Source organism: Helicobacter bilis, assembly GCF_001999985.1.
In the GTDB taxonomy this organism is placed as follows: Bacteria; Campylobacterota; Campylobacteria; order Campylobacterales; family Helicobacteraceae; genus Helicobacter_A; species Helicobacter_A rappini.
On sequence record NZ_CP019645.1, the window covers coordinates 132,482 to 155,685 of the forward strand.

Here is a 23,204-nt window from a genome sequence, read left to right on the forward strand (position 1 = left end):
AAGGGAATCTTCGCTCAAGGCTTGGTCATGTATGCTTAATACACTCCCTTCGCCTTTCACTCGATAACCCTTAAAATTGCCTTGCAATACTTCCGCATAGAATCTTTACCTTTCTATAAAGGCTTAGTTGGTCTTCTAAGCTTTGATGTGCTAGATTTTCACTTAAAGCCCCTGCAAATCTAGCCATTATCTTATGCACGAAGTTATAGAATAATAAAAGCGTTCTACCAAATAATCCATTAGCACTGCTTATTAATACATTTGCAGGTTTGCTTCCTACACTTCGCTGTATTGCTTGTAAAAACTCATTATCGCCATTATATAGCCTTTGTGCTTGTTTGAGATTTGAGACTAGATTCTTTAAGCCTTCATCTGTAATGCTATGTTCTATCTTCTCTAAATCTTGTATTAATTCCTGCCATTTAACCGCCCTAAATTGTCCATTCCCATTGGCTATATTTCTTTGTATGAGTTCTTTTATAGCTTGGGCTTGTAAGTTTGTATCAGTATTATTTGCAATGCGATTAAAGACTTTGTTATTAAAGCCTTCTTCTCTTTGTGCTTGTTTGAGTATAGCTTTATTAAAGTTATCTTCGCTTAAGTCTTTTTCTCTCTTTTTAGTCTTTACACTATCTTTATAGAAATCACTCTCTTTAAACTTCGCATAGTCTGCATACTCTTTGTTTATATCTTTATAATTCTTTAAAAGCTTTGCTGTATTAATGCCACTTTGCTGTGCTATATCTTGCAAGGCATTCTCTACTGCTGAATCTATCTCTTTATTAATGGCTTGTAAATGTTTGAAACTTGCATTTTTAAAATCTTTACTTCTTAATATATCATTGTAGTATTTGCGGATATTGAGTAAATCATCAATATTTAGATTTGGCTCTATGAACTCAAGCATATCATCATCAAAGCTTTTAATACCCCTTGCTTCTAGCTTTTGTAGCATTGCGTTTATAGTCTGCCCTGCGTTTGTTACATGTGGAATGCTTCTTAATAATATAATATTCGCACTTGATTATACATTTTGCAAGTTTTTAAAATTTTGACTAGTCATTACCAAAAAGGTAACTCCTAGTCAAAATTTTAAAAAAATCACGCACATTGCACAAGCAATTTGCCCACACCTGCAAAAAGCCATAATGCAATTGCTAGAATATGGTTTTGTCGTTTTGCAAGGTTTAATACCTTGTCATGCTATCCTTGTCATGTTGAGCGTTAGCAAACTAGCCTTTATGCAAGTAGAGATTTTTCCCTTTCGCTTCGCTCAAGGTCAAAATGACACAAAGCCAACTCTCTGTGCGGCAGTATTGCGAGGCAATTTTAAGGGTTTTCTAGCAAAAGTCAAGGGAGTTACCTAATTGGTAATGACCGCAGACTTTTGCGAAGAATCCCTTAAAAGTGTCCGCAAGACAACGCATTACAAAAGTAGCCTTGCCCTCAAACATATCCTGCATTAAACTCATAATAGGACGATTAGATTCCATACTTGTAGTTTGAAAGCTTTCAAACTCTTTACTTAAGGCTTCTAGCTTGTCTTTACCTTTTGTCATACTCTCTTTATTGATAAACTTTTCATACTGCCAAGCGTTTTTAAGCCTCTCTAGCTTAGGAATGCTTGAATCACTCTTATAATCAGCAAGACTTTTTCCATTTAAAAACTCTTTTTGTGCGGCTTCTTTTATAGCCTCTCTCTCGTTATTATCAAGTGCATTTTTAGCTAGGAAGTTTGTAACTGCATTTACATTGCCATTTGCTAACTTTTGAGTTTCATTTACAATCTTATTGCCAATTCCACTTAAGCCATCAAGGTTAGCATTTTTAATCGTTTTTATAGCTTTCCCAGCACCTAACAAAACAACATCAGCTACCGCACTAAGCAATAATGCTTCATTTGCCCTTTTTAATCCATAGTCTTTGTTTATAAACCCTGTTTTAATAGCATTTACATGCTCATCTACAATAGCACCACCAGCAGAGCCAAACGCAGTGCCAACTATTCCAGCACCAAGTGCAGCAGTAGGATTTTTAGTTTTTTGATAAGTTCTAGTGCCAACTGCCATACCTGTTAAAATACCAGCAGTGATTTCATTCAAGCTATCGTGCATTCCGTGCAATATACTTTCTAAAGCACCTTCACCGCCTACCAACTCGTATAAATCACCCCTTTTTACAACAACTTCCCCTTTTTTTGTGATTGCCACTTCATCTATATCTTTAAAGTTATCATCAAGCCTTAATATATCTGCTAAATCATTTATATATTGTTGTGCTAATTCTCTATTCTCATCAGGGTTTTTAAAGAGATTTAATACAAATCTGCCATAATCATGCTGATTTTTCATTGTCATAGCTTTAGAGATTAACTCATTATTTGCAAACGCTTTAGCAGGAGATTTATCATAAGCTTCTTTTACTTTACTTAAAGACTTTTGATAAGTTTCCCATTTCTTATCTTTATCTTTAGAATCTGCTTTTATGTAGTCTAGTAAAGCTTCCTTTGTTTCATGTCTGTATATCTTAAAAGCCTCTTGGCTTACTGCTAACTGCCCTTCAGTAATCCTAAACATTCTTACAAGCTCATCAGCTTCTGCCCCACGACCAACAACCTGCATACTAGCATTATTCTTTTGGTCTAATAGATTAATATCTCTAAGCTTTGTTTCTGTTTTATTATCACCAAATCTAGTAGTAGCCCAATCATATATCCCTTCTAACGAATCTGCTGCACTATCCCAAGTGTAAGCCTTAGCAAATAGTGCCATAGCACGCAGGGTATCTAGATAATACAAGATTCTATGCTGGTTTATTACTTTTAACTTTATCAATATTACTTGGGTGTTTTTTAGAGCTGAAAATGTAGAGGGGGCGTTAAATCTACTTAAGGGAATGTTTGGTATTGTGTGGGTGGAGTTGCCTTATAATGCGAGATTAATCCCGCATTTTTTAAATGCGATACAAGGCAGAAATGATACGATTATATATCTTGTGTTAGCTTTTATTTTATGTTTAGCTTGTAAAAATAGTATTGAATATACACAAAGATTTAAGGCAAATGTATTGACTTTTATTATCACAATGTTTGTTCTATATATTCCTATCATAATGCTTGGTTTAAAGCCTTATGAGCCATTCTTATATTTTAACTTTTAGGAAATAGATGAGTTATAAAAGATTTTGCTTAGGTGTAGTGCTTTTACCCCTGCCTTTTATTATGTTTATTGGGATAATGTTATATTTGTATGATGCAGGACAGGTGTGGCATAAGCCATATTTTAGAGATACGAAATTTTTTGAGTTAAGAGTGCATTCAAGAATGCAGAATAAGGCATTGATGGATTTTTATGAGTTTGATTCTATAATTATGGGTTCATCAATGATGTTTGGCATGTCTTATAAGGAAGCAGAAGAAAAGCTTGGCGGAAGTTGGGTTAATATGTCTATGAGTGGCTCTAGTATGCACGATAAGGCTGTGGTGCTAGAGTATGCTTTTAAGAAAAAAGAGATAGCGCAAATGATTATCTCACTTGATTGGATTGAGGTTATACATAATAGCAATACAGATAGCTTTAACTATCTTTATGATGATAGAATGCTAAATAATATGAAGTTATATCTAGATTTAAACTTTATAGGTTGTGCATTAACTTGGTCAAATAGTCCAAAATGTATTGGCGATAGAGATAGCTATAAGCAAATCATGCGACAAAATGATATATCCCTTGATAGAGAACAAGGGGAGATAAAATGGCTAGAGAATAATCGCAACGAAAAGCTAGATTCTAAAATATTAGAATCAGCACAAAAAACATGGGAGATAAACCCCAAACATATAGATATGAAACCACATATTAACTATCTTGAAAACAATATTTTTTCACTTGTAAGGGATAATCCAAACACGACATTTCACTTTATCATGCCAACACACACAAGGCTAATATATAGGATACAGCCAGCAAGTGAGTTTTATGTATGGAGAGAAGTTATGAAATATTTTGTTGTAGAAAGCACAAGGTATAGCAATATGAAAATATATGGCTTTGATGACTTAGCCTATGCGGATAATCTAGGAAATTTCATCGATGGCACACATTATCACACAAGCCTAAGTTCTATGCAGCTAGATTCCATAAAAAATAACACAAATATTCTTACCGCAGAAAACATAGAAACATATCTCAATGCAATGGAGCAAAAAATAAAAGATTATGACTTAAAACATATTGTGAATATTATGCAAAGGCAAGACAAAATGCAACAATAATATCTCTGTATGGTTTTAAAATAACTCCAAACCTTGCATAAAAACAAAAAATATGTAAAAATACCCTAATCTAAACAGAAAGGATAAAACATGTGGGAAAATCCACTTGACAACATGGAAGTTTTTGAAGGCAGCCCAGTCGATAAATGGAAAGAAGTTATTTTTAATGCTAGTCGCACACTTGCTAGTAAAGAAATAGAGCGATTATTAGAAGAATTAGCTCTATATGAAATGGCATTTGAAGCGGAAGAAAAGCCTACAAATCTTCGTGAGTTTTTCTATAATATCCACCATGATGCAGAGTTTAAGAAAAGATTCTTAGAAAAGAAAAATAGCCTAGCTATTGAATCTATGGCAAAGATTCTCAGTGAAAATGAATAGATACTATAAAGACTATATGATGGTAGTCAATATGCTATTGACCCGTAAAAAGTATGTAAAAAGCCTTTTTATTGTATTAATAATGCTATGTTGCTACACGATAAGCCATACAAAAGGCATTATGCCGACAACAGAGATTGACCTAGATCTGAAAAAAGATGAAGTAGTATATGCAACCATTAGTGCATCAAAAGATTCCCAAAGTATGAGTGCCACAAAAAACTTTACTTTGCGTTGGACTTTATATCGTAATCAAGGGCTTGTAGTCCTTATGCGTTATGATAACTATCCCTATCAATTTATACTTTATAAGGATTATAGACTAAATAGCTTTACACTCAATCTACTTGACCCACAAGGTGTAAATAGAAGCCCAAAGCAACCGCAATTGCGTATAACATTTATGGGTATTGATGATCCATTTAATGATGAGAAAACCATTGCACATTTAAAAATCACTGGCTTTGGAGATATGGATTTTACACGGCAGTAGATTATTGGGGTAGGAATTTGTATAAATTAAAGTGCTTTAAAGACAAGTTTATCAATATAAGCATGAAATTCTAGCTTCTAAAAACCTTTTTTTAGCTCATTTTCTAGCATTTCCTTTTTGTCTGTATGCCGATTTTAAGCCACTATTCATTCATTTTAATACCTAAAAACTCTGTGGCTTTTGTATTAATGGGGGGGGGGGGGGATTCCTTGCGTCTGTATATTTGCCAAAAAGTCGCACACAAAAACAGGTATATTTGCTTTTAATACTGGGACTAGAACATTGCATGCCAAAGCCAAAATAATATTTACCACGATTTTAAGCTTAATCACAATCTGTTTCACCTACCCATTTTGTATCCTTGCTTGTCTTAACAATCTTAAAGCCTTTGCTTTCTATTCGCTCTCTATGTTTTTCTATAATCGCTTCACAATAAGATTCTACAACTTTGTCTTTATTATCTTGGAATCCGGAATTCTATCATTTTTTTTGCAAGTGTAGGCAAGAGTTCTTTGCTTGTGCGAGCTTTTGTAAAAAGAGAAAAAATATTTGAATTTATTTTGGAATTTAGATTTTGCCTAGATTTTATATTGGATGTCTGCTTACACTCAATATAACAAGCTATTTTAGAACCATTTTGCACTCCTTGCGCTCTACACCTAGCTTATTTGAATAAAAATCGCATTCTGCATCAAAGCTGAGTGGATGTGGATTTTAAGGCGTAATCCTTATAATCGAAATTGCCAAAAAACAAAGAAGCAAAAATTTAAAAGATATATGTTAGAAGTTTGTATAAGATACGACAATGAAACATTCTTGATAGTCTATACACCAAAGACAAAATTAAAGCTCAATTATAGTTGATACGCACTTGTGCAACACTCAATGCATATCACACTAAACAATGTGCGTTTTGCTATAAAAACAGATCTATCTAGTTTTTATCCTTATCCACAAGTTTATTTGCGCCAATCCAAGGCATCATCGCCCTTAGTCTGCCGCCGACTTTTTCAATTTTGTGAGCGTTTAGATTCTTTCTTTCCGCATTCATTCTAGCATATCCAGCCTTTCGCTCCAAAATAAAGTCTTTTGCAAAGCGTCCCTCTTGTATATCTTTTAGAATCTCTTTCATTGCCTTTTTAGATTCTGCATTTATCACTCTTGGACCACTTACCATATCGCCGTATTCTGCGGTATTTGAGATAGAGTATCGCATATTTGCAAGTCCGCCCTCATAGATTAAATCCACAATCAACTTTAGCTCGTGCAAACACTCAAAATACGCCATCTCTTCAGGGTATCCCGCTTCTACGAGCGTTTCAAACCCCGCTTTTACAAGGCTTGTAACGCCACCGCAAAGCACGGCTTGTTCGCCAAAGAGATCGGTTTCTGTCTCATCTTTGAAAGTTGTTTCTATAATGCCACTTCTGCCACCGCCAATCGCACTTGCATAGCTTAGGGCAATCGCCTTTGCATCGCCCCTGCTTGTATCTTGCTCCACGGCGATTAGATCTGGGATTCCACCACCTTTTACAAACTCGCTTCTCACCGTGTGTCCGGGAGCTTTAGGGGCAACCATTATCACGCCTACACCTTTTGGAGCTTGAATCTGTCCAAAGTGGATATTAAAGCCGTGTCCAAAGGCGATGATTTTATCTTCACTCAAATTTGGCTTAATATCTTTAGCAAACACATCAGCTTGCAACTCATCGGGGATTAGGATCATAATCACATCAGCTTCTTTTGTCGCCGCAGCTACTTCTAGCACCCTAAAGCCCTTTGCCTCTGCCTTAGCCCAGCTAGAGCCGCCTTTATACAGCCCGATGATAACTTCTACACCTGAATCTCGCAAGTTTTCCGCGTGTGCGTGCCCCTGACTCCCAAAGCCAATGACGGCTACCTTTTTGCCCTGAATTAGCCCTAAATCGCAATCTTTATCGTAATATACTTGTAATGCCATGTTACATTCCTTTAAAATTTCATCTTAAAAAATAAAAATTGAGTATATAATATCATAAATTCACGAGAAAAGGGGACAAAATGCAACAAGAATTATGCAAATATGAATTTTTAAAAACAATTCTGCTTGAAGTCATTGAAGAAAATAGCCCAGAAGTCAAAGAAACATTTCTCATGCTTTTCAATTCTCTAAGAGATAAAAATACAGATTCCACAAAGATTAAAGATCTTTTCCATGAAATAAGTGAGAGTCAGCATTTAATGGGCGTTATCAAAGCATGTTCTCTGCATAATATCATCTTAAATATCTATGAAGAGCAAGAACAAGCAAAAATCGCAAGTGTATCAAGAAGCATTGCTACTGCGTATAAGAATCTTGAAGAAGAAGGCTTTGATAGAATTGATTGCGATAGAGTATTAGAATCTATTAGATTCTATCCTGTATTTACCGCACACCCAACAGAATCTCGCCGCCGCACATTCCTTGAAGCCCATCAAGAGATTACAAGAGAGCTGGAAAAAATAGAGCAGTTCTCATATATGCCAAGTGAGCAAATCCCCTACAAAGATAGGGAGATAGCCCAAAGTAGAGAAAGTATTAAGTATAGGTTACACCTTTTGTGGAAAAGCCATTTGGTGCGTAGTGAAAAGCTTGAAGTAATTTTTGAGCTTGATAATCTTTTATTTATCATTGAAAATAGCATTTTACCTAGTGCCTTAAGGGTGCTAAATCAAGTCTCAAATAGGCTAAATAAGCCGCTAAAAATATCCCCCATAAAGCTTGGTAGCTGGATAGGTGGCGATAGAGATGGCAATCCTTTTGTAAGTAATGAGATGATGACACGCGTTATGAAAATGCAACATGAATTAATCATACAAACCTATATAAAAGAGATTAATAAACTCATAAGAGAGCTATCATTATCTGTTGATTTTTGCACTCCAAGTAAAGAATTACAAAAATCGTTACAAAAAGAAAAGAGCTATCTCAATCAAACATCATTAAAGCTTCATGAAAGAGAGCCATTCCGCGCAAAGCTTAATCTCATTAAATTGAAGTTACAGAATCATTTATTAAAAGTCAATGCAGTAGGCGAAGTAGATTTTACCTATCAAAATCCAAAAGAACTTTTAGAAGATATTGATATGCTTATTGCTTCACTGGATTCTATTGCTGCAAAGCGACTAAAGAGTTTAAGAAATCTTGTATTGCTTGGTGGTTTCCATCTCATGCAGCTTGACTTTAGAGAGCATAGGGATATGTATATGAATGCAGTTTCTGAAGTCCTATGTCTTCTTGGCTATACTGATAGTGATTTTATACACAGACATGAGTCAAAAAAAATTGAGATTCTCAATAAAGTCTTAAGTGAGCCGCCGCTAAATCTAAATAGCATTTTATGGGAAGTAAGCTCTCAAACTCGCCATACACTCAATGCGTTTTTAAGAATCTTATGGGCGAAAAAGGCAATCAGCAAGGATATTTTAAAAAGTGTGATTGTATCCATGACAACAACCGCTAGTGATTTACTTGCTGTGCTATATCTTGCATACTGCAGTGGATTATGGCAAAAAGGCAAGGTAAAAACAACTGATAATGGTGAATGTATCATAAAAGATGGCAAGTCTGGAATCTTTATCACACCGCTATTTGAGACCATAGAAGACTTAGAAAACGCACAAGAGATTCTAGAAGTGCTAAGTAAAAACGAGCATTACAGACAATATCTAAAAGATTCTGGCAACGCACAACAGATTATGATAGGCTACTCTGATTCTAGTAAAGATGGTGGAATCTTTACTTCTAATTATTCTCTTTATAAAGCGATTTCAAACCTTGTGAAATTAGAACAAAGACTAGGCATTCACTTCATGCTTTTCCATGGCAAAGGTGGTAGCATTAGTCGTGGTGGCGGACAGCTTGAAAGCGCACTTTTAGCATTTCCACGCGGTAGTATCGGCACAACTTTGAAGACAACAGAACAAGGTGAGATCATCTCATCTCGCTATCTTAATCCACGCGTAGCTATTAGAAGCTTTGCCCTTACTCTAGCAAGTCTTTTGAAAAAAGCGGTGCATGATAACTTTTGTGCGAATCTTAATCCTAACTCAAATGGTGGGGTGCAAAATACAAAGAATCTAGATTCTGTTCTCGTTGATAAAAATATACAGATTAAATGCGATGTAGATCCCTATCTACCAAAGCTAGAAGAGCTTTCTAGAATCTCATATCGCACTTATAGAGATTTAGTGTATGAAACGCCAAATTTTGTAAGCTATTTTAAACAAGCTACACCGATAGAATTTATACAGAATCTAAACTTAGGCTCTCGCCCCAGCAAGAGAAAAGACACACAGAGAGTAGAAGACTTGCGTGCTATCCCTTGGGTATTTGCATGGACGCAAAATAGATCCATTATCCCAGCATGGTATGGCTTAGGTAGTGCGTTAAAGGGAATAGGCGATAAGCAGTTGCTGCAAGATTGCTATAAAGATTCTGTATTTTTTAAAACTACGATTGATAATATCGTGCAAGGCTTCATTAAAGTTGATATGGAGATAGCAGAAATGTATAATGACTTTGTGCAAGACTTTGGATTAAAGCAAAGTATTTGGAGTAAAATCCATAATGAATATAATGAAACACTTGAGTGGCTACTCATCACGCGTAATGAAAACGAGCTTTTAGATAGCAATAAGGAAGTAAGAGAGACTATCCTTACGCGTATGCCAAATATTAAAGCTTTAAGCCTTTTGCAAATCGAGCTTGTAAGGAAATATAAACAAGCCCAATATGAAGACCTGCGTCATCGCCTTATGGAACAAATCCATGGCACAATCATTGGTATCGCACAAGGTATTAGAAACACGGGGTGAGATTGTAGCTAAGGCTTTTAAGCGATAAATTTAAGTTGAATTTCACTAGAAAATCTTAATGTAGGTTTGGAGACATATACTTGTTGTGTTTGAGTTTGATTGTCGTGTTTTGTGTCATGTATAATGTCTCCAATATTGAGTTTTGATTATGTTACTTTAGGTAGTGTTCTGCTCTTTTGATTAACTCTTGTGGGGAATATTTGACTGTTGCTTTACATTCCTCGCCCCCCCCCCCCATGACCTTGTAACAATCCCAGCCTTTAGCACAGCCGTCTAGTAGCATTAGTCCCGTCTTTTCTACTGCTGACTTATAACCTCCTCATAAGCCTTGTCATGAAGTCCAGCACTTAGTTTTTTAAGTTTAAGGGTTTCAGAATCCAATAAGACATCTGCCCCTAGGTCTGCAATGCTAGTTTCGTGTCCGTCCTTCATATCCTTAAGTTTAAGGTAGACACTGTAATAGTTGGAATGTGTCCTGTCCAGCCCACTTAGTTGGACAGGACATATATAATCCCCCCCCCCCCCAGCTCCCATTAATGCCATGAATCCTCGCCTCTATAGTCCTGTCTGAGTTCTTAAAAGTATACTCTGCTTGTGCCTTAGTGCTGAATAAAGCTACCAATAATGCGGCTGTTAGTGCTGCTAAGGTAACTCTATGTCCTTTGTTTGCAATGTGATATAACATGTGCTGCTCCTTATTTTAGAATGTGTTGTGGGTTACTCTAGGGTTGGTATACCCTCCCCTGTTAGAGTTCCCATATTTATATATGCTTGGACTAGATAGCTAAATAGTGCTTATTGAGAGTGTTTGTTTAAAGTTTTACAATCTTTTTGCATTTACTTGCAAATTCATTTGCATTAATTGCAATCACCTAAAAGCTACTTTAAAGTAAAATCCCAATGTCCCACATTACAAAGCTACTTTTCACAAGCACGATGTATTCTACCCCCCCCCCCCCTTATAACATACTTAAGCAATATAATAAAATTATGAAAAAGTATAAAAAATTGAAAATATGTGGTAAAAATGTAACAAATTAATATATCAAAATGACAAAACAGAGAGTAAATATTGTATTTTGTGAGAATAGAAACTACATTTTATCTTTTATATAGTTGCAATTAATCGCATAAAATCATAATTTTATAGACTATCAAGTCCATACGCACAGAGTAATATTTAAAATAAAGACTTCACATTATTACAAATATTCTCAACACTAAAGCCAAAATGCTCAAATAATAAATCACCCTTGCCACTCGCCCCAAAAGATTCCATACTTAGCACACTATCAGCAAATCTGTATAGTTCCAATCCCCTTTGTGCTTCAATAGCAAAGACTTTAGAATCTCCAAAAAGACTTAGGCTATACGCCCTACCCTGCTGCAAAAACAACTCAAAGCAAGGCATGGATACAACCTGTGTTGCAATGCCTTCACTCTCTAGCTTTTCTTGTGCTTTAATGGCTAAATGCACTTCACTCCCACTTGCTAGTAATGTAATCTTATGCGTATTGCTTTTTGATTGCGTAAAATCCGTCAGCAATAAAGAATGCGAGATGATATAAGCCCCTTTTGCTACATTCTCTAGATTCATAGAATCTGATTGTATTAAGGGAAGATTCTGTCTTGTTAGGATAAAGCTTTGTGGCGTTTGCAAGGTGAGCGCGACCTGCCATGCTAAAGCATTTTCATTCGCATCGGCTACACGCCAATTCAATAGATTTGGCATAGCGCGTAAATGGCTTAACTGCTCTATTGGCTGATGTGTCGCTCCATCTTCACCAACACCGATAGAATCATGTGTAAAAATGTAAAAAACCTGTGCTTTCATAAGACTTGCCACACGAATGCTAGGCGATAAATAATCGCTAAATACAAAGAAAGTCGCACAAAACGGCGTAAAGATTCCATAATTTGCAAAGGCGTTACTTATCGCACCCATAGCATGTTCTCGCACACCAAAGTGCATATTGTTGCCATGTGGAAAATCTTTAGAATCTTTTAATGTCGTATTATTGCTTGGAGCAAGATCTGCACTCCCACCGATAAAGCCCATATTTGCCTGTGCAATAGCATTTAGAATCTTGCCATTACTAGCCCTTGTAGCTATTGCGTTTTGATAGGATAGCCCTGCCCTACCCTCTTGTTTTTGCAGATCGTTTGCGTGGTTAGAATCTAAGCTATTAAACATGGGAAATGAAACATTGCTAAAATCTTTTTTTAATAGCATTTCAAGATTCTTTTCTTGTCCGTTTTTTTGCAAGGTAGTGAGCCATGCTTGATAAGCTTTCTCTCCCCTTATTGCAGTCTCTTTAAAATGGGTTCTACTCTCTTCACTTATGCGAAAAGTTTCGCTACTAAAGCCCATTTGCTTCTTACTCTCAAGTATGACTTCATGTCCTAAAGGCGCACCATGCGCGTGATGACTACCCTCTAAGCCGATCGCATTTTTTGCAATTTTCGTCTTTGCTATGATTAATGTTGGCTTACATGATTGTTTTGCTTCTAGTAATGCGTTATTAACCTGTGCATAATCATGTCCGCAAATCTCTATCACAAAAAAGCCTTGCGCCCTAAATCTCGCCCCAATATCTTCACTAAAAGCGATACTTATATCGCCTTCAATACTGATGTTATTGCTATCATAGATGAGAATCAAATTATCAAGTCCATGATGTCCAGCAAGAGAGCAAGCCTCATAGCTAATGCCCTCTTCTAAATCACCATCACCACAAAAGCAATACACCTTATGATTAATCACATCGCTACCAAGCATAGCCTTTGCGCGTTTTGCCGCCATAGCAAAACCTACCGCATTTGCCACACCCTGCCCTAATGGACCTGTCGTAATCTCTACACCATGTGTGTGTTTATATTCTGGATGACCGGGCGTTTTTGAATGAAGTTTGCGAAAATTACGCAAATCCTGCGTATCTATATCATAACCCCACAAATGCAATAACGCATAAAGCAAGGCACTCGCATGTCCACCGCTAAATACTAACCTATCGCGATTAATCCAATTTGCTTCTTGCGGATAAATATTAATATGATTTGCTAACACAACTGCAATATCAGCAAGTCCCATAGGTGCACCCGGATGCCCACTATTTGCTTCTTGCACCATATCAGCACAAAGCATTCTTAACTCATTTGCGATTTGTTCATGCGTCATCTTTTTCCTTTTTCAACACAATAAATGTAATTATGCAACTGATTCTACCCAATAAGACAAAAAAATTAATTAAACATTAAGTCAGTATGATTAGACTACAAGCAAATCCAGCACAATCGACATATAAAAAGAGATTTAATATAGTAAAAGCAATAGAATGCAAGGGACTATTATCCACAAATTCTACATACCAATCATATTTAAATAAAGATTTTATCACCAGTAACACATGCAAACATGACTAAAATAAAAGGGCAACCACCCCATTCATTAGCATTCAAATAATTTTATAAAAAACACAATACGCTATTTCTTCATGAGATTGTAAAAAAGCACACCAAATAGGGCAATGATAGCACCAACGCAAACAATCCCCATAAGCCATAAAATAAGCGGCAACACGAAACCAAGTATCTTAAAGATAATAATGGTAAGACAAATCAAAACGACAAAAATGAGACCCAATTGTAAAAACTGCATAAACGCTCCTTGTGATTATATAGGGCTGTATTCTAGTATAAAAAAGTTAATACCTTAAAAGTAAAAGTTGCAACTATAATATTATCATCGTTGCATAACATTGCAACGCAAAAACGCAAAATGTAAATTCCTATATTTGCTTATACGCAGATTGCCCTTGCTCATAAAAATTATTACCATCACTATCAATGGCAACAATAGCTGGAAAATCAACAATAGTCAGTCTTGCAACTGCTTCTGGTCCAAGCTCTTCATACGCAAGGACTTCATATTTTTGAATACATTTAGAGATCAAAGCAGCAGCACCGCCAACCGCAACCATATAAACAACACCATGCTTTTTCATAGAATCAATAACTGCTTGATTACGATAGCCTTTGCCAATCATACCGCTTATGCCCTGCTCTATTATTGTAGGCGTATATTTATCCATTCTGCCACTTGTCGTAGGTCCTGCAGATCCGATAGCATTACCGGGCTTTGCAGGGCTTGGTCCTAAATAGTAAATAGTTTGATTTACCAAATCAACTGGCAGCTTTTCGCCTCGCGCCAACGCTTCTGTAAGTGCCTTATGTGCAGCATCTCTTGCTGCAATGATAGTCCCAGATATTAATACCGTATCACCTGCTCGTAACTTCTTGCCTTCTTCTCTAGTAAATGGGGCTTGCAATCTAATTTCTGACATAATATCTCCTTAAAATAAGTTGTATTACCTACACTTTCATATCATTAATGTAAGTAATATTTGTATTGCAATGTTTGCAATATATCTTTTTGCCTTGTTGTATCTGTGCATGGATAGGATCTGAAATGTTATACACCTTACCGCACATGCAGCTATAAATATGCAACACGCTATCTTTTTGAATTGCCTTTGTGCTATTTAGAGTAGGATTATTTTCTGGCTTACTCTGGGCTGAATGCTCGGATTCTACAAACGCATCTTCTAATATATTGTTTTCAGATTCTAACTCTTTGTTTTCCTTCGCCCTTTTCTTTTCTAGCATTTCTTGCTGATATTCTCCAATACGCATATCTTCTTGCAATATATGCCTAACAAGCCATTGCTCAGTAATTATGGCAAGTTGCTGCTTAAAGTCATATTTCATATTTTTTATAAGCAAGGTCATCTCAGACACAATCTCTTTGTGGTGTTCTCTATGCGTTTCTAATGCTGGAAATTGTATGCTTTCCATATAGGCTTCCTCATCTCTAAAATGAGTCTTCATATAGTCAAATAAAGCAACCAAAACCTGCTTAATCTCTAGTGGATTTGTCTGTTTGCCAATCATATTATCTGCTATATTCGCAAGCTCAAATAGCTTTTTATGTTGTTCATCAATCATAAAGTTATGAACACTATATTCTTTACTCCACTTAGGTAGCACACACTATCCTTTAGAATCCAAAAACACACTTAAACTTCAATGTCTGTAATATACTTAATAAATGTGGTGCAATCCTGACATTTTACACCATCTCCCGCCTGTATTTTTGCATGTATATCTGGCTTAATATTATAAGTCTTCCCGCACAAACAGCTATACATATGCATGATACCTTTTTTTGTTTCTTGCTTTTTCCCTGAAGTCATTTCAGCTTGTTTTAACAACGCATTATCTTCACTACTTGCAGCTGGTGTTGCTGCTTTTTGCATGGATCGCTTTTCATTCATTTCTTCACAATGTTTTGCATACTCCATATCTTCTTGCAAAATATGCTTTAAAAGCCATTGCTCCATGATAATCACAAGTTGTTGTTTAAAATCATATTTCATATTTTTTACAAGATTTGTCATCTCAAACACAATCTGTTTATGTCTTTCTTTATGTAACTCAAGAGAGGGATATTGTATGCTTTCCATATAGACTTCTTCATCTCTAAAGTGAGTTTTCATATAATCAAACAAGGCGACAAGCATTTTTTTAATCTCAGCTGGGTCAGTCTGCTTCCCAATCATATTATCCGCCATATTCGCAAGCTCAAATAGCTTTTTATGTTGCTCATCAATCAAATAATTTTTAACACTATATTTATCATTCCACTGCAACAACATTTCATTACTCCTTAACCCAAGATATTTTAGAATAACATATTTATAATCAATAATGCAAAGAACATTCCCAAATCATACACCATCGGCACAAAAAAACTTTTCATAAGAGAATCTTTAATAAATGGATTTTTCCTGCAACAATACATAAAGTCCATTTTATCTTTAATTGCCATTTAAATACCCATTCTGCCTAAAACAACCTCTCTAGTGCAATCCAGTAGCTACGCACAACACAACAAATAGATTCACAATCTTACAACTCAACGCTATAATGCCGTGCTGCATGACAATTCACATTAATTGCGACAGGCATACCCGCAATATGCGTTGGATACCATTCAATATTTACACCAAATGCGGTAGTATTGCCACCTAGCCCTTGCGGTCCAACACCTGTTTTATTTGCAAGCTCCAATAACTCTTCTTCTAATGCGGCATATTTTGGATGCGGATTCTTAGAATCTATTGAGCGGATAGCAGCCTTTTTTGCTAAAATCGCAGCCTTTTCCATAGTCCCACCAATGCCTACACCAAGCACCATAGGCGGACACGCATTTGGTCCAGCAAGTTTAACAGCCTCTAAAAACAAACTTTTCACACCCTCAAGTCCATCTGCTGGCACAAACATTTTTAATAAACTTTTATTCTCACTGCCAAAACCCTTTGGTGCAACCGTGATTTTAATCTTATCGCCCATAACCATTTCTGTATGCAAAACCGCAGGCGAGTTATCGGTTGTATTCTTGCGTTCAAAAACAGGCTCATTGACAACAGATTTTCTCAAATAACCATCTTTATACCCGCGTCTTACCCCTTCATTTATCGCATCGCTAAATAAACCACCAACAATATGCACATCCTGCCCAATCTCTGCAAAAACCACAGTCATACCAGTGTCTTGACAGATAGGCATCATATTTGTTTGTGCGATTTCGCCATTTTTTATTAATGTGCCTAAAATATTCTTACCAATAGCAGAAGTCTCAACTTCTTGTGCTTTCTTAAAAGCATTTTTTATATCTGGTGTCTGTATGCAACAAGCTTTAATGCAAAGCTCTTTAACGGCTTCTGAGATTGTTTCACATTGTATTTCACGCATGTCTTATAGCTCCTTTTGTATTCTAAGGTTTTGGGTTTGTGTATCATTTTGGCGATTAACCATGAGATTGTTGCATTCTATCCTTTTAGAGTTTAAAAAAAGTTTAATTACGCAAAAATATTTAACTTTTATTTAAAAAACTTAACCTTTCTTAACAATATTTGCTTGTTTCTATGTTAGAATCCACGCAGTAACTTAGCACATATTAAGCAACTCCACAATATAAAATTCCATTTTAAGGATATTAATGATTAAGAAAATTTTTATATTCACGCTTCTATGTTGTAGCACTTTTATATATGCAGAATCTAGCTCTCAAAGTCCAGCTTCTAGCCTAGATTCTGTCAGCAAGAATATTGTCGGTGGTATCGCACTTTTTGTGAATGGTGAGCCGATTACGCTACATGCGATTAAACAAGTAGAAAACGCATTGCATACAGACAGACTTCGAGCCACAGATATACTTGTAACAGAGAAGCTAAAAGAAGCTGAAATTAAGCGTTTAAAAATTGAAATAAATGATATACAGCTAGATTCACAAATAGCACAAATCGCACAGCAAAATGGCATGAATTTAGACCAATTCTATGCGGCTATTATGCGAGAGGGTATGAGCTTAGTAGAATATCGCACAAAGCTAAAAGAGCAAATGCTAGCACAAGAACTTATGCGAAAGATACTCTTTTCTAGCAATGTCGGGCAAGAAGATGAGCTGCGTAAATACTACAACGAGCATTTAGACGAGTTTGTTATCCCCAAAGAAGTTGTGGGTGTAAAATTTGTAAGTCGCAATAAAGAGATTCTAGAATCTTTTATGCAGCAAGGCATAGATAGCACTATACCAGATTCTATAGCACACACTGAAGAGAAGCTAGAAATAGAGAGTTTGCCAACGCAGGTAGCTGATATTTTTCTAGCAACCAACGCAAAGTCTTTTACACAGGTATTTGAATCTGATAATGGCGATTTCGTTGCGTTTTATATTAAGGGAAAAATATCAAACGAACAAGTAGATTTTGAAAAAGCAAAAAACTATATCGCACAAAAACTCATAGCAAATAACCAAGAAAAGATTCTAAGCGATTATTTTGAACGCGTAAGGAGCCGCTCTAAGATTGTTTTTGTCCGCTAATGAAAGTCTTTATTATCGCTATTAAGCAGGGCTTAACACCGAATTTTATTGCATACATAACGAACTAACAATCTAGCATAACCCTATCTATTGTAATAATATCTAGGCTTGACACTCTAAAACCATCGTTAGACATATACAAGCCTTACATGAAAACAACACTAGACCTTAACACATTAACACCATGTTAAAACAAATTTTGGCAATAAGACTCCATAAAGCCACGCCGCAAACATATAAAGTTAAATTGCATATTTTAATGGATTCTATCACTCTTGCATGTTTCTACGCATATTCTATGACTTCAACGCAATACATTCAATCTCTATTTTACTGCCCTTTGGCAATTCTTTAACAGCAACCGTGCTACGAGCAGGCTTATGTGAAAAATATGTGGCATACACTTCATTAAATTGCGTAAAATACGACATATCACTAAGATACACATTTGTTTTTATTACATTCTCTAAGCTACTTCCAGCCGCTTCTAATACTGCTTTTAAGTTCTTGCAAACTTGATGTGTCTGTGCTTCTATGTCAGAATCCAAAAATTCCCCATTTGGTAACAATGGAATCTGCCCAGAAGTAAAAATCAAACTATTTGCAACAATAGCCTGTGAATATGGTCCTATCGCCTGCGGTGCATTACTTGTGCTTACAATATCAAACTTTTTCATATTGTTCCTTTCTGTGTAATCTATAAAACGCTTATTCTAACACATTTTGACAAAAAAAGGTTGTTGCAGAAAATATAACATAACAATATATAGTATTTTTTAAAATGCCTTGACTTGTTTTTTTTTTTTTTGTAAAATCCCGCCTTAATGTGTGTAAGCACAAATAAATTAATTAAAGGAAAATAATGAGAAAAATATCATTGTCTATTGTATGTAGTGCTTTAGTATGTAGTAGTGTAGCTTTGGCAAATAATCCTGCTGAAAATGCAACAGATTTAAAAGGCATGAAACCTTTTGTTGGCTTTATGGTTGGGACATTGACCGAAACTGCAAGCACAACGATTAATGGTAGCGCCATAGTCTTATCTATAACATCACTTCAAACTGGTTTATGGGGTGGATTAGAGTTTAACTTTATGGATAATCTAGGCGTTAGAGCTTATGTAAATATGATTACAACTGCATTGCCAATAAACTCAACTACAAATAGCGTAAGATCTAGCAGTCGCATGATCTTCAATGGCAATGTGGATTTAATCTATCGTCCAACTGATAAACTTGGCATATTTATAGGCTTTGGTTTGGGCGATATGCTAATAGGTTCTACCTACAAAAGTAACACAAGAACAGAAACTAATCCAGACAACTACTTTGCAATGTTTGGAAACTTTGGTGTGCAGTATAATATTAATACAAACAATATTTTAGAGTTGAGTGCTATTTTAAACTCAATGTTTGATTTTACAACAATAGAAAGAGTTAGCACAACAACAGGTACAGCAATAGTTAAAACCCAACTTTACGCACCAAGTGTGCTTGTTTCACATAACATCATGATGAAATATGCCTATAGATTCTAAGCGTATCTTAGGTTGCAATAAACCTTAATAACTTAGGGTAAGCACTAGGGAATATATAAAAATAAACTAGTGCAATGCCCTATTTGTTTAGCACATATTTTGTAAATCATGGTAAATGAATCATGAAATCATGTTTCATTTACACAGGTTATAAAGCTATTTTGGCAAAAACCTACATAGTTTGAGAATCTTGCATATCCAGAATCTCATATACTACAAACTTCCAAAGTTTCTAAACACTAACCATTCATATCAACATTAAGATGCAGGTTTTCAAAAGCGTTTTTGTATCGCTGTATAAAGTCTGTATGAGCGTTAAACACACGCATACCATTGAGACGATTTGCATTAATGATAAAAGGTTCTGTGCTGATATTGTCACTTTTATTTTGCATAGAATCATCAAATATCTTTTTTTCTTGCGGGTGCAAGTTTTTTGAGTTTTTCAGCTTTTCAATATCAGCTAATGGATATAGCTTTTGGACTGCTAGCATTTTCTCTGTCTCTGTCATGCCCGCCGTAGCCCTTAGCCACGCTTGATACTCTTGATCGCTCATTAACTCTAAAATAGCTAATCCATAAGTCTGCCTTTTTGTCTCAAAGCCATTAGATTCTAAGAGTTGCTTCTCATTATGCTTTGCTGCAATGCTATTTTGCGTGCTAACCTCTCGCTTGATATAGTGCGTATTGGCATTATATAAGCCTAAGTTGTTATTCAGTTTGGTATCAATCATTTTCTCGTCCTCTTTAGAAAAATATTGCACAGAATGCGTTGCGTATTACAAGCAAAAATAATTCCTAAATTTTTAGAATTTTTTTAGACTAATAAAGGCTTTTTGTTAATACTTTAAGGGGTATAATGTGTCTGCAAATTAACATGAAAAAAGGAAAATAGCATGGGAATATATGATGATGAACTCGATAACTTTGATACAGAATCTGAAATGGATGAAGATTCACTAGATTATGATGATGATTATGACATAGATATGGATTACGCACAATATGATGATGACGATTATGAAAACCCAGATTTAGACTATGATGAAGAATAACAGATTTTCATAAAGGACAGAATATGCCACAAATAAAGCAAGATGGAGTAAGAGTAGCATTAGTGCAGCAAAGCTATGTGTTTGATTTAGTGAAGAGTAAATGCGATGGGGGACTAGATTCTAAATCAAATTGCATAGACAAGGGCGAATTTTCACAGAATCTAGATTCTAAAAACCCCACAGCCCACTTGGGCATAGGTGAAAATCTAGAATCATGGCAAAAAGAACTCTCAAAGAAAATGAAAGAAAAGACAAAACAAGCAATCATTGAAGCAAGTAAAAACGCAGAACTGATTCTATTGCAAGAGCTTCACACAACGCAGTATTTCTGTCAAAGCGAAGAGACGAAATATCTCTCATTCGCACAGGACTTTGATGAAAATGTTGCATTTTTTAGCACTATCGCTAAGGAATGCGGCGTTGTGCTTGTTACCTCGCTTTTTGAGCAAAGGGCAAGGGGGCTTTATCACAACACAGCGGTTGTGTTTGAAAAAGATGGCAGCATAGCGGGAAAATATAGGAAAATGCACATTCCAGATGACCCGCAGTTTTATGAGAAATTCTACTTTACGCCCGGCGATCTAGGCTTTAATCCCATTAAAACGAGTGTTGGGAATCTTGGCGTGCTTGTGTGCTGGGATCAGTGGTTTCCAGAGGCAGCAAGGATTATGGCGTTAAATGGTGCGGATATGCTGATTTATCCCACGGCGATTGGCTGGTTTGATGCAGATTGTGAAGCGGAGAAAAAGCGGCAGCTTGAAGCATGGCAGACAATACAAAGGGGACATGCTATTGCTAATGGACTCCCCCTTGCAAGCATTAATCGCGTAGGCTTTGAGCCTAATCTTCAGGCAGAAGGTGAGGGCATCCGCTTTTTTGGCAATAGCTTTGTATGCGGTCCGCAAGGCGAGATTCTAACACAGGCAAGTAATGATAAAGATGAGATTCTATACGCTTTTATCGATTATGAACGCACAAAAGCTGTGCGAGATATCTGGCCCTTTTTCCGCGATAGACGCATAGAGCATTATCAGCCACTTTTAAAGCTATATGGAAACTAAAATGCCCCTTAAGATATAACTATCTTGCTAGATTCTATAACATTTTAGATTCTATAATAAGGAATATTTTATGCTTTTATTTCGCAATCTTTTAGCTTTGTAGCTACTTTTATATTAAGGCATAAAGACTAAAGATATATTTCTACATAAAGGATAAGGTATGAAAAAGTTGATATTGGCTGGTTTGTTAAGCATTGGTGTAGCTTCTATGGCGTTTGCTGATGAAAACGATATTAGAATTTATAAGAATATGGCAAAACAAGCAAACACATTGATTAGTGCATGCAATACGCAAAGCTGTAAAAACTTTATCACAGAAATAAAAGAAGTAAGTGCATGGCTTGAAAAGGCAGAACCACACAGAGATAAAGACGATGAGAAGTCTAAAACAAAAGATAAGTATTATACCAATAATGCGATACAAGTAATGAAAAAAGCATGTGCTAGTTTTAAAAAGCTAGATACTAAAGATACAAATGCTTTAGCTAAAAAAATAGATTATGAAGAAGTGGAAGACAGCATAATGAAAACTTGCCCTATGATTGAAAGTGGCTTTGCTGATTTACTAATGGGGCTCGATTCAGCAACAACAGGAAAATAACCTTACCTACAAACTTCACTAAACAAGGCTTAATTTATATCTATACGATTAAGCCTTATTCACTCTTTTTATTTTGTTATCTTCTCTAATTTTAGCTTTATAATAAAGCTAAACTTCTAGATTCTTAATTCCTATCATTTTTGCAAGTATAATCAATAGCTTCATTCAATGCAAACTTTGAAAAAAGCAAAAAACCTAGCCCAGATTCTGTATTTTAGAATTTAAGCTTTGATGAGTTTAGATTTTATATTTTTAGATACTTCACTCAAAGACTTAAACATGACAAATATTTGCAGTTAGATAAATATTTTTAGCATGACATTGCTAAATTTTAGAATCTTTTATTATCCACACTCGAATCTATCTATTAAGATTCCATAAAAATAACATTGCTCTAAAATAATGCTATAATCTATAAAAAACGCAAGGAAAGGATAAAGCATGTTGATAAAATTTAATGGGATTACGCCTAGTATCGGTAAAGAAGTGTTGATATGTGATGGGGCAAAGGTTATTGGCGAGGTAAGCATTGGCGATAATGCGTCAATTTGGTATAATTGCGTGTTGCGTGGCGATGTGAATTATATCAAAATAGGTAAAAATACGAATATACAAGATTTAACCATGATACATGTATGGCATAGAGAAAAGGGCGAGGCTGAAAGCGGTTATCCCGCGATTATTGGCGATAATGTTACCATAGGACACAGCTGCGTTATCCATGCGTGTCATATTGAGGATAATTGCCTTATTGGCATGGGTAGCATTGTGATGGATGGTGCTAGGATTGGGAGAGATTCTATTGTTGGGGCGGGAGCAGTCGTTACAAAAGGTAAAAAGTTTCCACCAAAATCACTCATTCTTGGGAATCCAGCGAAATTTGTGCGAGAACTTAGTGAAGAAGAGATAGAAGAAATCGCAAATTCAGCTATTCGCTATGTGGAGTTTAAGAATCAATATATGTGAATTATGAAGTAAATCGTGCGTAGATTCTAAAGTTGGCATACCTTTTGCTTTTACTA

Annotated in this window: 26 protein-coding genes; 12 read left to right on the forward strand and 14 right to left on the reverse strand. The window is 35.8% G+C overall.

Annotated features, from left to right (window positions below; all coding sequences use genetic code 11):
• Window positions 1-70: 70 nt before the first annotated feature.
• Window positions 71-955, reverse strand: coding sequence for a hypothetical protein (locus tag XJ32_RS00585; RefSeq protein WP_077387983.1), 885 nt, complete (start codon window positions 953-955; stop codon window positions 71-73).
• Window positions 956-1,148: 193 nt separating this feature from the next.
• Between XJ32_RS00585 and XJ32_RS12445 the strand changes: the two genes are divergently transcribed.
• Window positions 1,149-1,367, forward strand: coding sequence for a hypothetical protein (locus tag XJ32_RS12445; protein WP_217332053.1), 219 nt, complete (start codon window positions 1,149-1,151; stop codon window positions 1,365-1,367).
• Here the strand turns inward: XJ32_RS12445 and XJ32_RS12450 are convergent.
• Window positions 1,341-2,834, reverse strand: a complete 1,494-nt coding sequence (locus XJ32_RS12450) for a hypothetical protein (RefSeq protein ID WP_217332054.1) — start codon at window positions 2,832-2,834, stop codon at window positions 1,341-1,343. The two genes, XJ32_RS12445 and XJ32_RS12450, sit on opposite strands and share 27 nt — an antisense overlap.
• A 61-nt stretch (window positions 2,835-2,895) precedes the next feature.
• Here XJ32_RS12450 and XJ32_RS00590 point away from each other — a divergent pair, with 61 nt between their 5' ends.
• From XJ32_RS00590 to XJ32_RS00605, 4 genes are all read left to right on the forward strand, one after another.
• The gene (locus XJ32_RS00590) at window positions 2,896-3,159 is read left to right on the forward strand and encodes a hypothetical protein (RefSeq protein ID WP_077387984.1); all 264 of its coding nucleotides are present in this window, start codon (window positions 2,896-2,898) and stop codon (window positions 3,157-3,159) included.
• Between the two features lie 7 nt (window positions 3,160-3,166).
• Window positions 3,167-4,273 (forward strand): hypothetical protein, encoded by a 1,107-nt coding sequence (locus XJ32_RS00595; RefSeq protein WP_077387985.1) that lies wholly within the window; start codon window positions 3,167-3,169, stop codon window positions 4,271-4,273.
• Between the two features lie 90 nt (window positions 4,274-4,363).
• Window positions 4,364-4,654: a DUF2018 family protein gene (locus XJ32_RS00600; protein ID WP_004088200.1), complete on the forward strand. Its 291-nt coding sequence runs from the start codon at window positions 4,364-4,366 to the stop codon at window positions 4,652-4,654.
• Entirely contained in the window at window positions 4,647-5,147 is a 501-nt protein-coding gene (locus tag XJ32_RS00605) for a hypothetical protein (protein WP_077390005.1), read from the forward strand. Before XJ32_RS00600 ends, XJ32_RS00605 begins: the two co-directional genes overlap by 8 nt.
• Before the next feature lie 185 nt (window positions 5,148-5,332).
• Here XJ32_RS00605 and XJ32_RS11610 read toward each other — a convergent pair whose 3' ends face one another.
• On the reverse strand, window positions 5,333-5,491 hold the full coding sequence (locus XJ32_RS11610) for a hypothetical protein (RefSeq protein ID WP_155761413.1): 159 nt from the start codon (window positions 5,489-5,491) through the stop codon (window positions 5,333-5,335).
• Between the two features lie 590 nt (window positions 5,492-6,081).
• A complete protein-coding gene (gene ilvC / locus XJ32_RS00615; protein ID WP_077387987.1) occupies window positions 6,082-7,107 on the reverse strand; it encodes a ketol-acid reductoisomerase in 1,026 nt (341 codons plus the stop codon).
• An 80-nt stretch (window positions 7,108-7,187) separates the two neighbouring features.
• On the opposite strand from ilvC, the gene XJ32_RS00620 reads away from it, so the two are divergent.
• Entirely contained in the window at window positions 7,188-9,983 is a 2,796-nt protein-coding gene (locus XJ32_RS00620) for a phosphoenolpyruvate carboxylase (protein WP_077387988.1), read from the forward strand.
• A 151-nt stretch (window positions 9,984-10,134) separates the two neighbouring features.
• On the opposite strand, the gene XJ32_RS13105 is transcribed toward XJ32_RS00620, so the two are convergent.
• The 8 genes from XJ32_RS13105 to XJ32_RS00650 form a co-directional block, all read right to left on the reverse strand.
• The gene (locus tag XJ32_RS13105) at window positions 10,135-10,266 is read right to left on the reverse strand and encodes a hypothetical protein (protein WP_302475939.1); all 132 of its coding nucleotides are present in this window, start codon (window positions 10,264-10,266) and stop codon (window positions 10,135-10,137) included.
• 14 nt (window positions 10,267-10,280) lie between these two features.
• Window positions 10,281-10,415: a hypothetical protein gene (locus XJ32_RS13110; RefSeq protein ID WP_302475940.1), complete on the reverse strand. Its 135-nt coding sequence runs from the start codon at window positions 10,413-10,415 to the stop codon at window positions 10,281-10,283.
• Window positions 10,416-11,163: 748 nt separating this feature from the next.
• On the reverse strand, window positions 11,164-13,161 hold the full coding sequence (tkt, locus tag XJ32_RS00630; RefSeq protein WP_077387990.1) for a transketolase: 1,998 nt from the start codon (window positions 13,159-13,161) through the stop codon (window positions 11,164-11,166).
• Between the two features lie 306 nt (window positions 13,162-13,467).
• Window positions 13,468-13,641, reverse strand: a complete 174-nt coding sequence (locus tag XJ32_RS11615; protein WP_004087079.1) for a hypothetical protein — start codon at window positions 13,639-13,641, stop codon at window positions 13,468-13,470.
• Between the two features lie 130 nt (window positions 13,642-13,771).
• The gene (locus XJ32_RS00635; protein ID WP_004087080.1) at window positions 13,772-14,326 is read right to left on the reverse strand and encodes a Fe-S-containing hydro-lyase; all 555 of its coding nucleotides are present in this window, start codon (window positions 14,324-14,326) and stop codon (window positions 13,772-13,774) included.
• A 28-nt stretch (window positions 14,327-14,354) separates the two neighbouring features.
• Window positions 14,355-15,029 carry a bacteriohemerythrin gene (locus tag XJ32_RS00640; RefSeq protein ID WP_004087081.1) on the reverse strand — a complete coding sequence of 225 codons (675 nt, stop codon included), beginning with the start codon at window positions 15,027-15,029 and terminating at the stop codon, window positions 14,355-14,357.
• A gap of 29 nt (window positions 15,030-15,058) precedes the next feature.
• Complete coding sequence (locus XJ32_RS00645) at window positions 15,059-15,697, reverse strand: bacteriohemerythrin (protein WP_004087082.1); 639 nt, start codon at window positions 15,695-15,697, stop codon at window positions 15,059-15,061.
• A gap of 253 nt (window positions 15,698-15,950) precedes the next feature.
• Complete coding sequence (locus tag XJ32_RS00650; RefSeq protein WP_004087083.1) at window positions 15,951-16,796, reverse strand: fumarate hydratase; 846 nt, start codon at window positions 16,794-16,796, stop codon at window positions 15,951-15,953.
• Window positions 16,797-17,043: 247 nt separating this feature from the next.
• Here XJ32_RS00650 and XJ32_RS00655 point away from each other — a divergent pair, with 247 nt between their 5' ends.
• Window positions 17,044-17,928: a peptidylprolyl isomerase gene (locus XJ32_RS00655; RefSeq protein ID WP_005218529.1), complete on the forward strand. Its 885-nt coding sequence runs from the start codon at window positions 17,044-17,046 to the stop codon at window positions 17,926-17,928.
• 296 nt (window positions 17,929-18,224) lie between these two features.
• Here XJ32_RS00655 and XJ32_RS00660 read toward each other — a convergent pair whose 3' ends face one another.
• Window positions 18,225-18,605 carry a RidA family protein gene (locus XJ32_RS00660; protein ID WP_005218530.1) on the reverse strand — a complete coding sequence of 127 codons (381 nt, stop codon included), beginning with the start codon at window positions 18,603-18,605 and terminating at the stop codon, window positions 18,225-18,227.
• Window positions 18,606-18,790: 185 nt separating this feature from the next.
• On the opposite strand from XJ32_RS00660, the gene XJ32_RS00665 reads away from it, so the two are divergent.
• Window positions 18,791-19,465 (forward strand): oligogalacturonate-specific porin KdgM family protein, encoded by a 675-nt coding sequence (locus tag XJ32_RS00665; protein WP_077387991.1) that lies wholly within the window; start codon window positions 18,791-18,793, stop codon window positions 19,463-19,465.
• A 239-nt stretch (window positions 19,466-19,704) separates the two neighbouring features.
• On the opposite strand, the gene XJ32_RS00670 is transcribed toward XJ32_RS00665, so the two are convergent.
• A complete protein-coding gene (locus XJ32_RS00670; RefSeq protein ID WP_077387992.1) occupies window positions 19,705-20,199 on the reverse strand; it encodes an HP1233 family protein in 495 nt (164 codons plus the stop codon).
• 162 nt (window positions 20,200-20,361) lie between these two features.
• On the opposite strand from XJ32_RS00670, the gene XJ32_RS12140 reads away from it, so the two are divergent.
• The 4 genes from XJ32_RS12140 (at window position 20,362) to XJ32_RS00685 (ending at window position 23,148) form a co-directional block, all read left to right on the forward strand.
• Window positions 20,362-20,520 carry a hypothetical protein gene (locus XJ32_RS12140; RefSeq protein WP_005218513.1) on the forward strand — a complete coding sequence of 53 codons (159 nt, stop codon included), beginning with the start codon at window positions 20,362-20,364 and terminating at the stop codon, window positions 20,518-20,520.
• 23 nt (window positions 20,521-20,543) lie between these two features.
• Window positions 20,544-21,581 (forward strand): carbon-nitrogen hydrolase, encoded by a 1,038-nt coding sequence (locus XJ32_RS00675; protein WP_302475941.1) that lies wholly within the window; start codon window positions 20,544-20,546, stop codon window positions 21,579-21,581.
• Window positions 21,582-21,741: 160 nt separating this feature from the next.
• Window positions 21,742-22,182, forward strand: coding sequence for a hypothetical protein (locus XJ32_RS00680; RefSeq protein WP_077387993.1), 441 nt, complete (start codon window positions 21,742-21,744; stop codon window positions 22,180-22,182).
• Window positions 22,183-22,623: 441 nt separating this feature from the next.
• The gene (locus XJ32_RS00685) at window positions 22,624-23,148 is read left to right on the forward strand and encodes a gamma carbonic anhydrase family protein (RefSeq protein ID WP_005219806.1); all 525 of its coding nucleotides are present in this window, start codon (window positions 22,624-22,626) and stop codon (window positions 23,146-23,148) included.
• The last annotated feature ends 56 nt before the right edge of the window (window positions 23,149-23,204 follow it).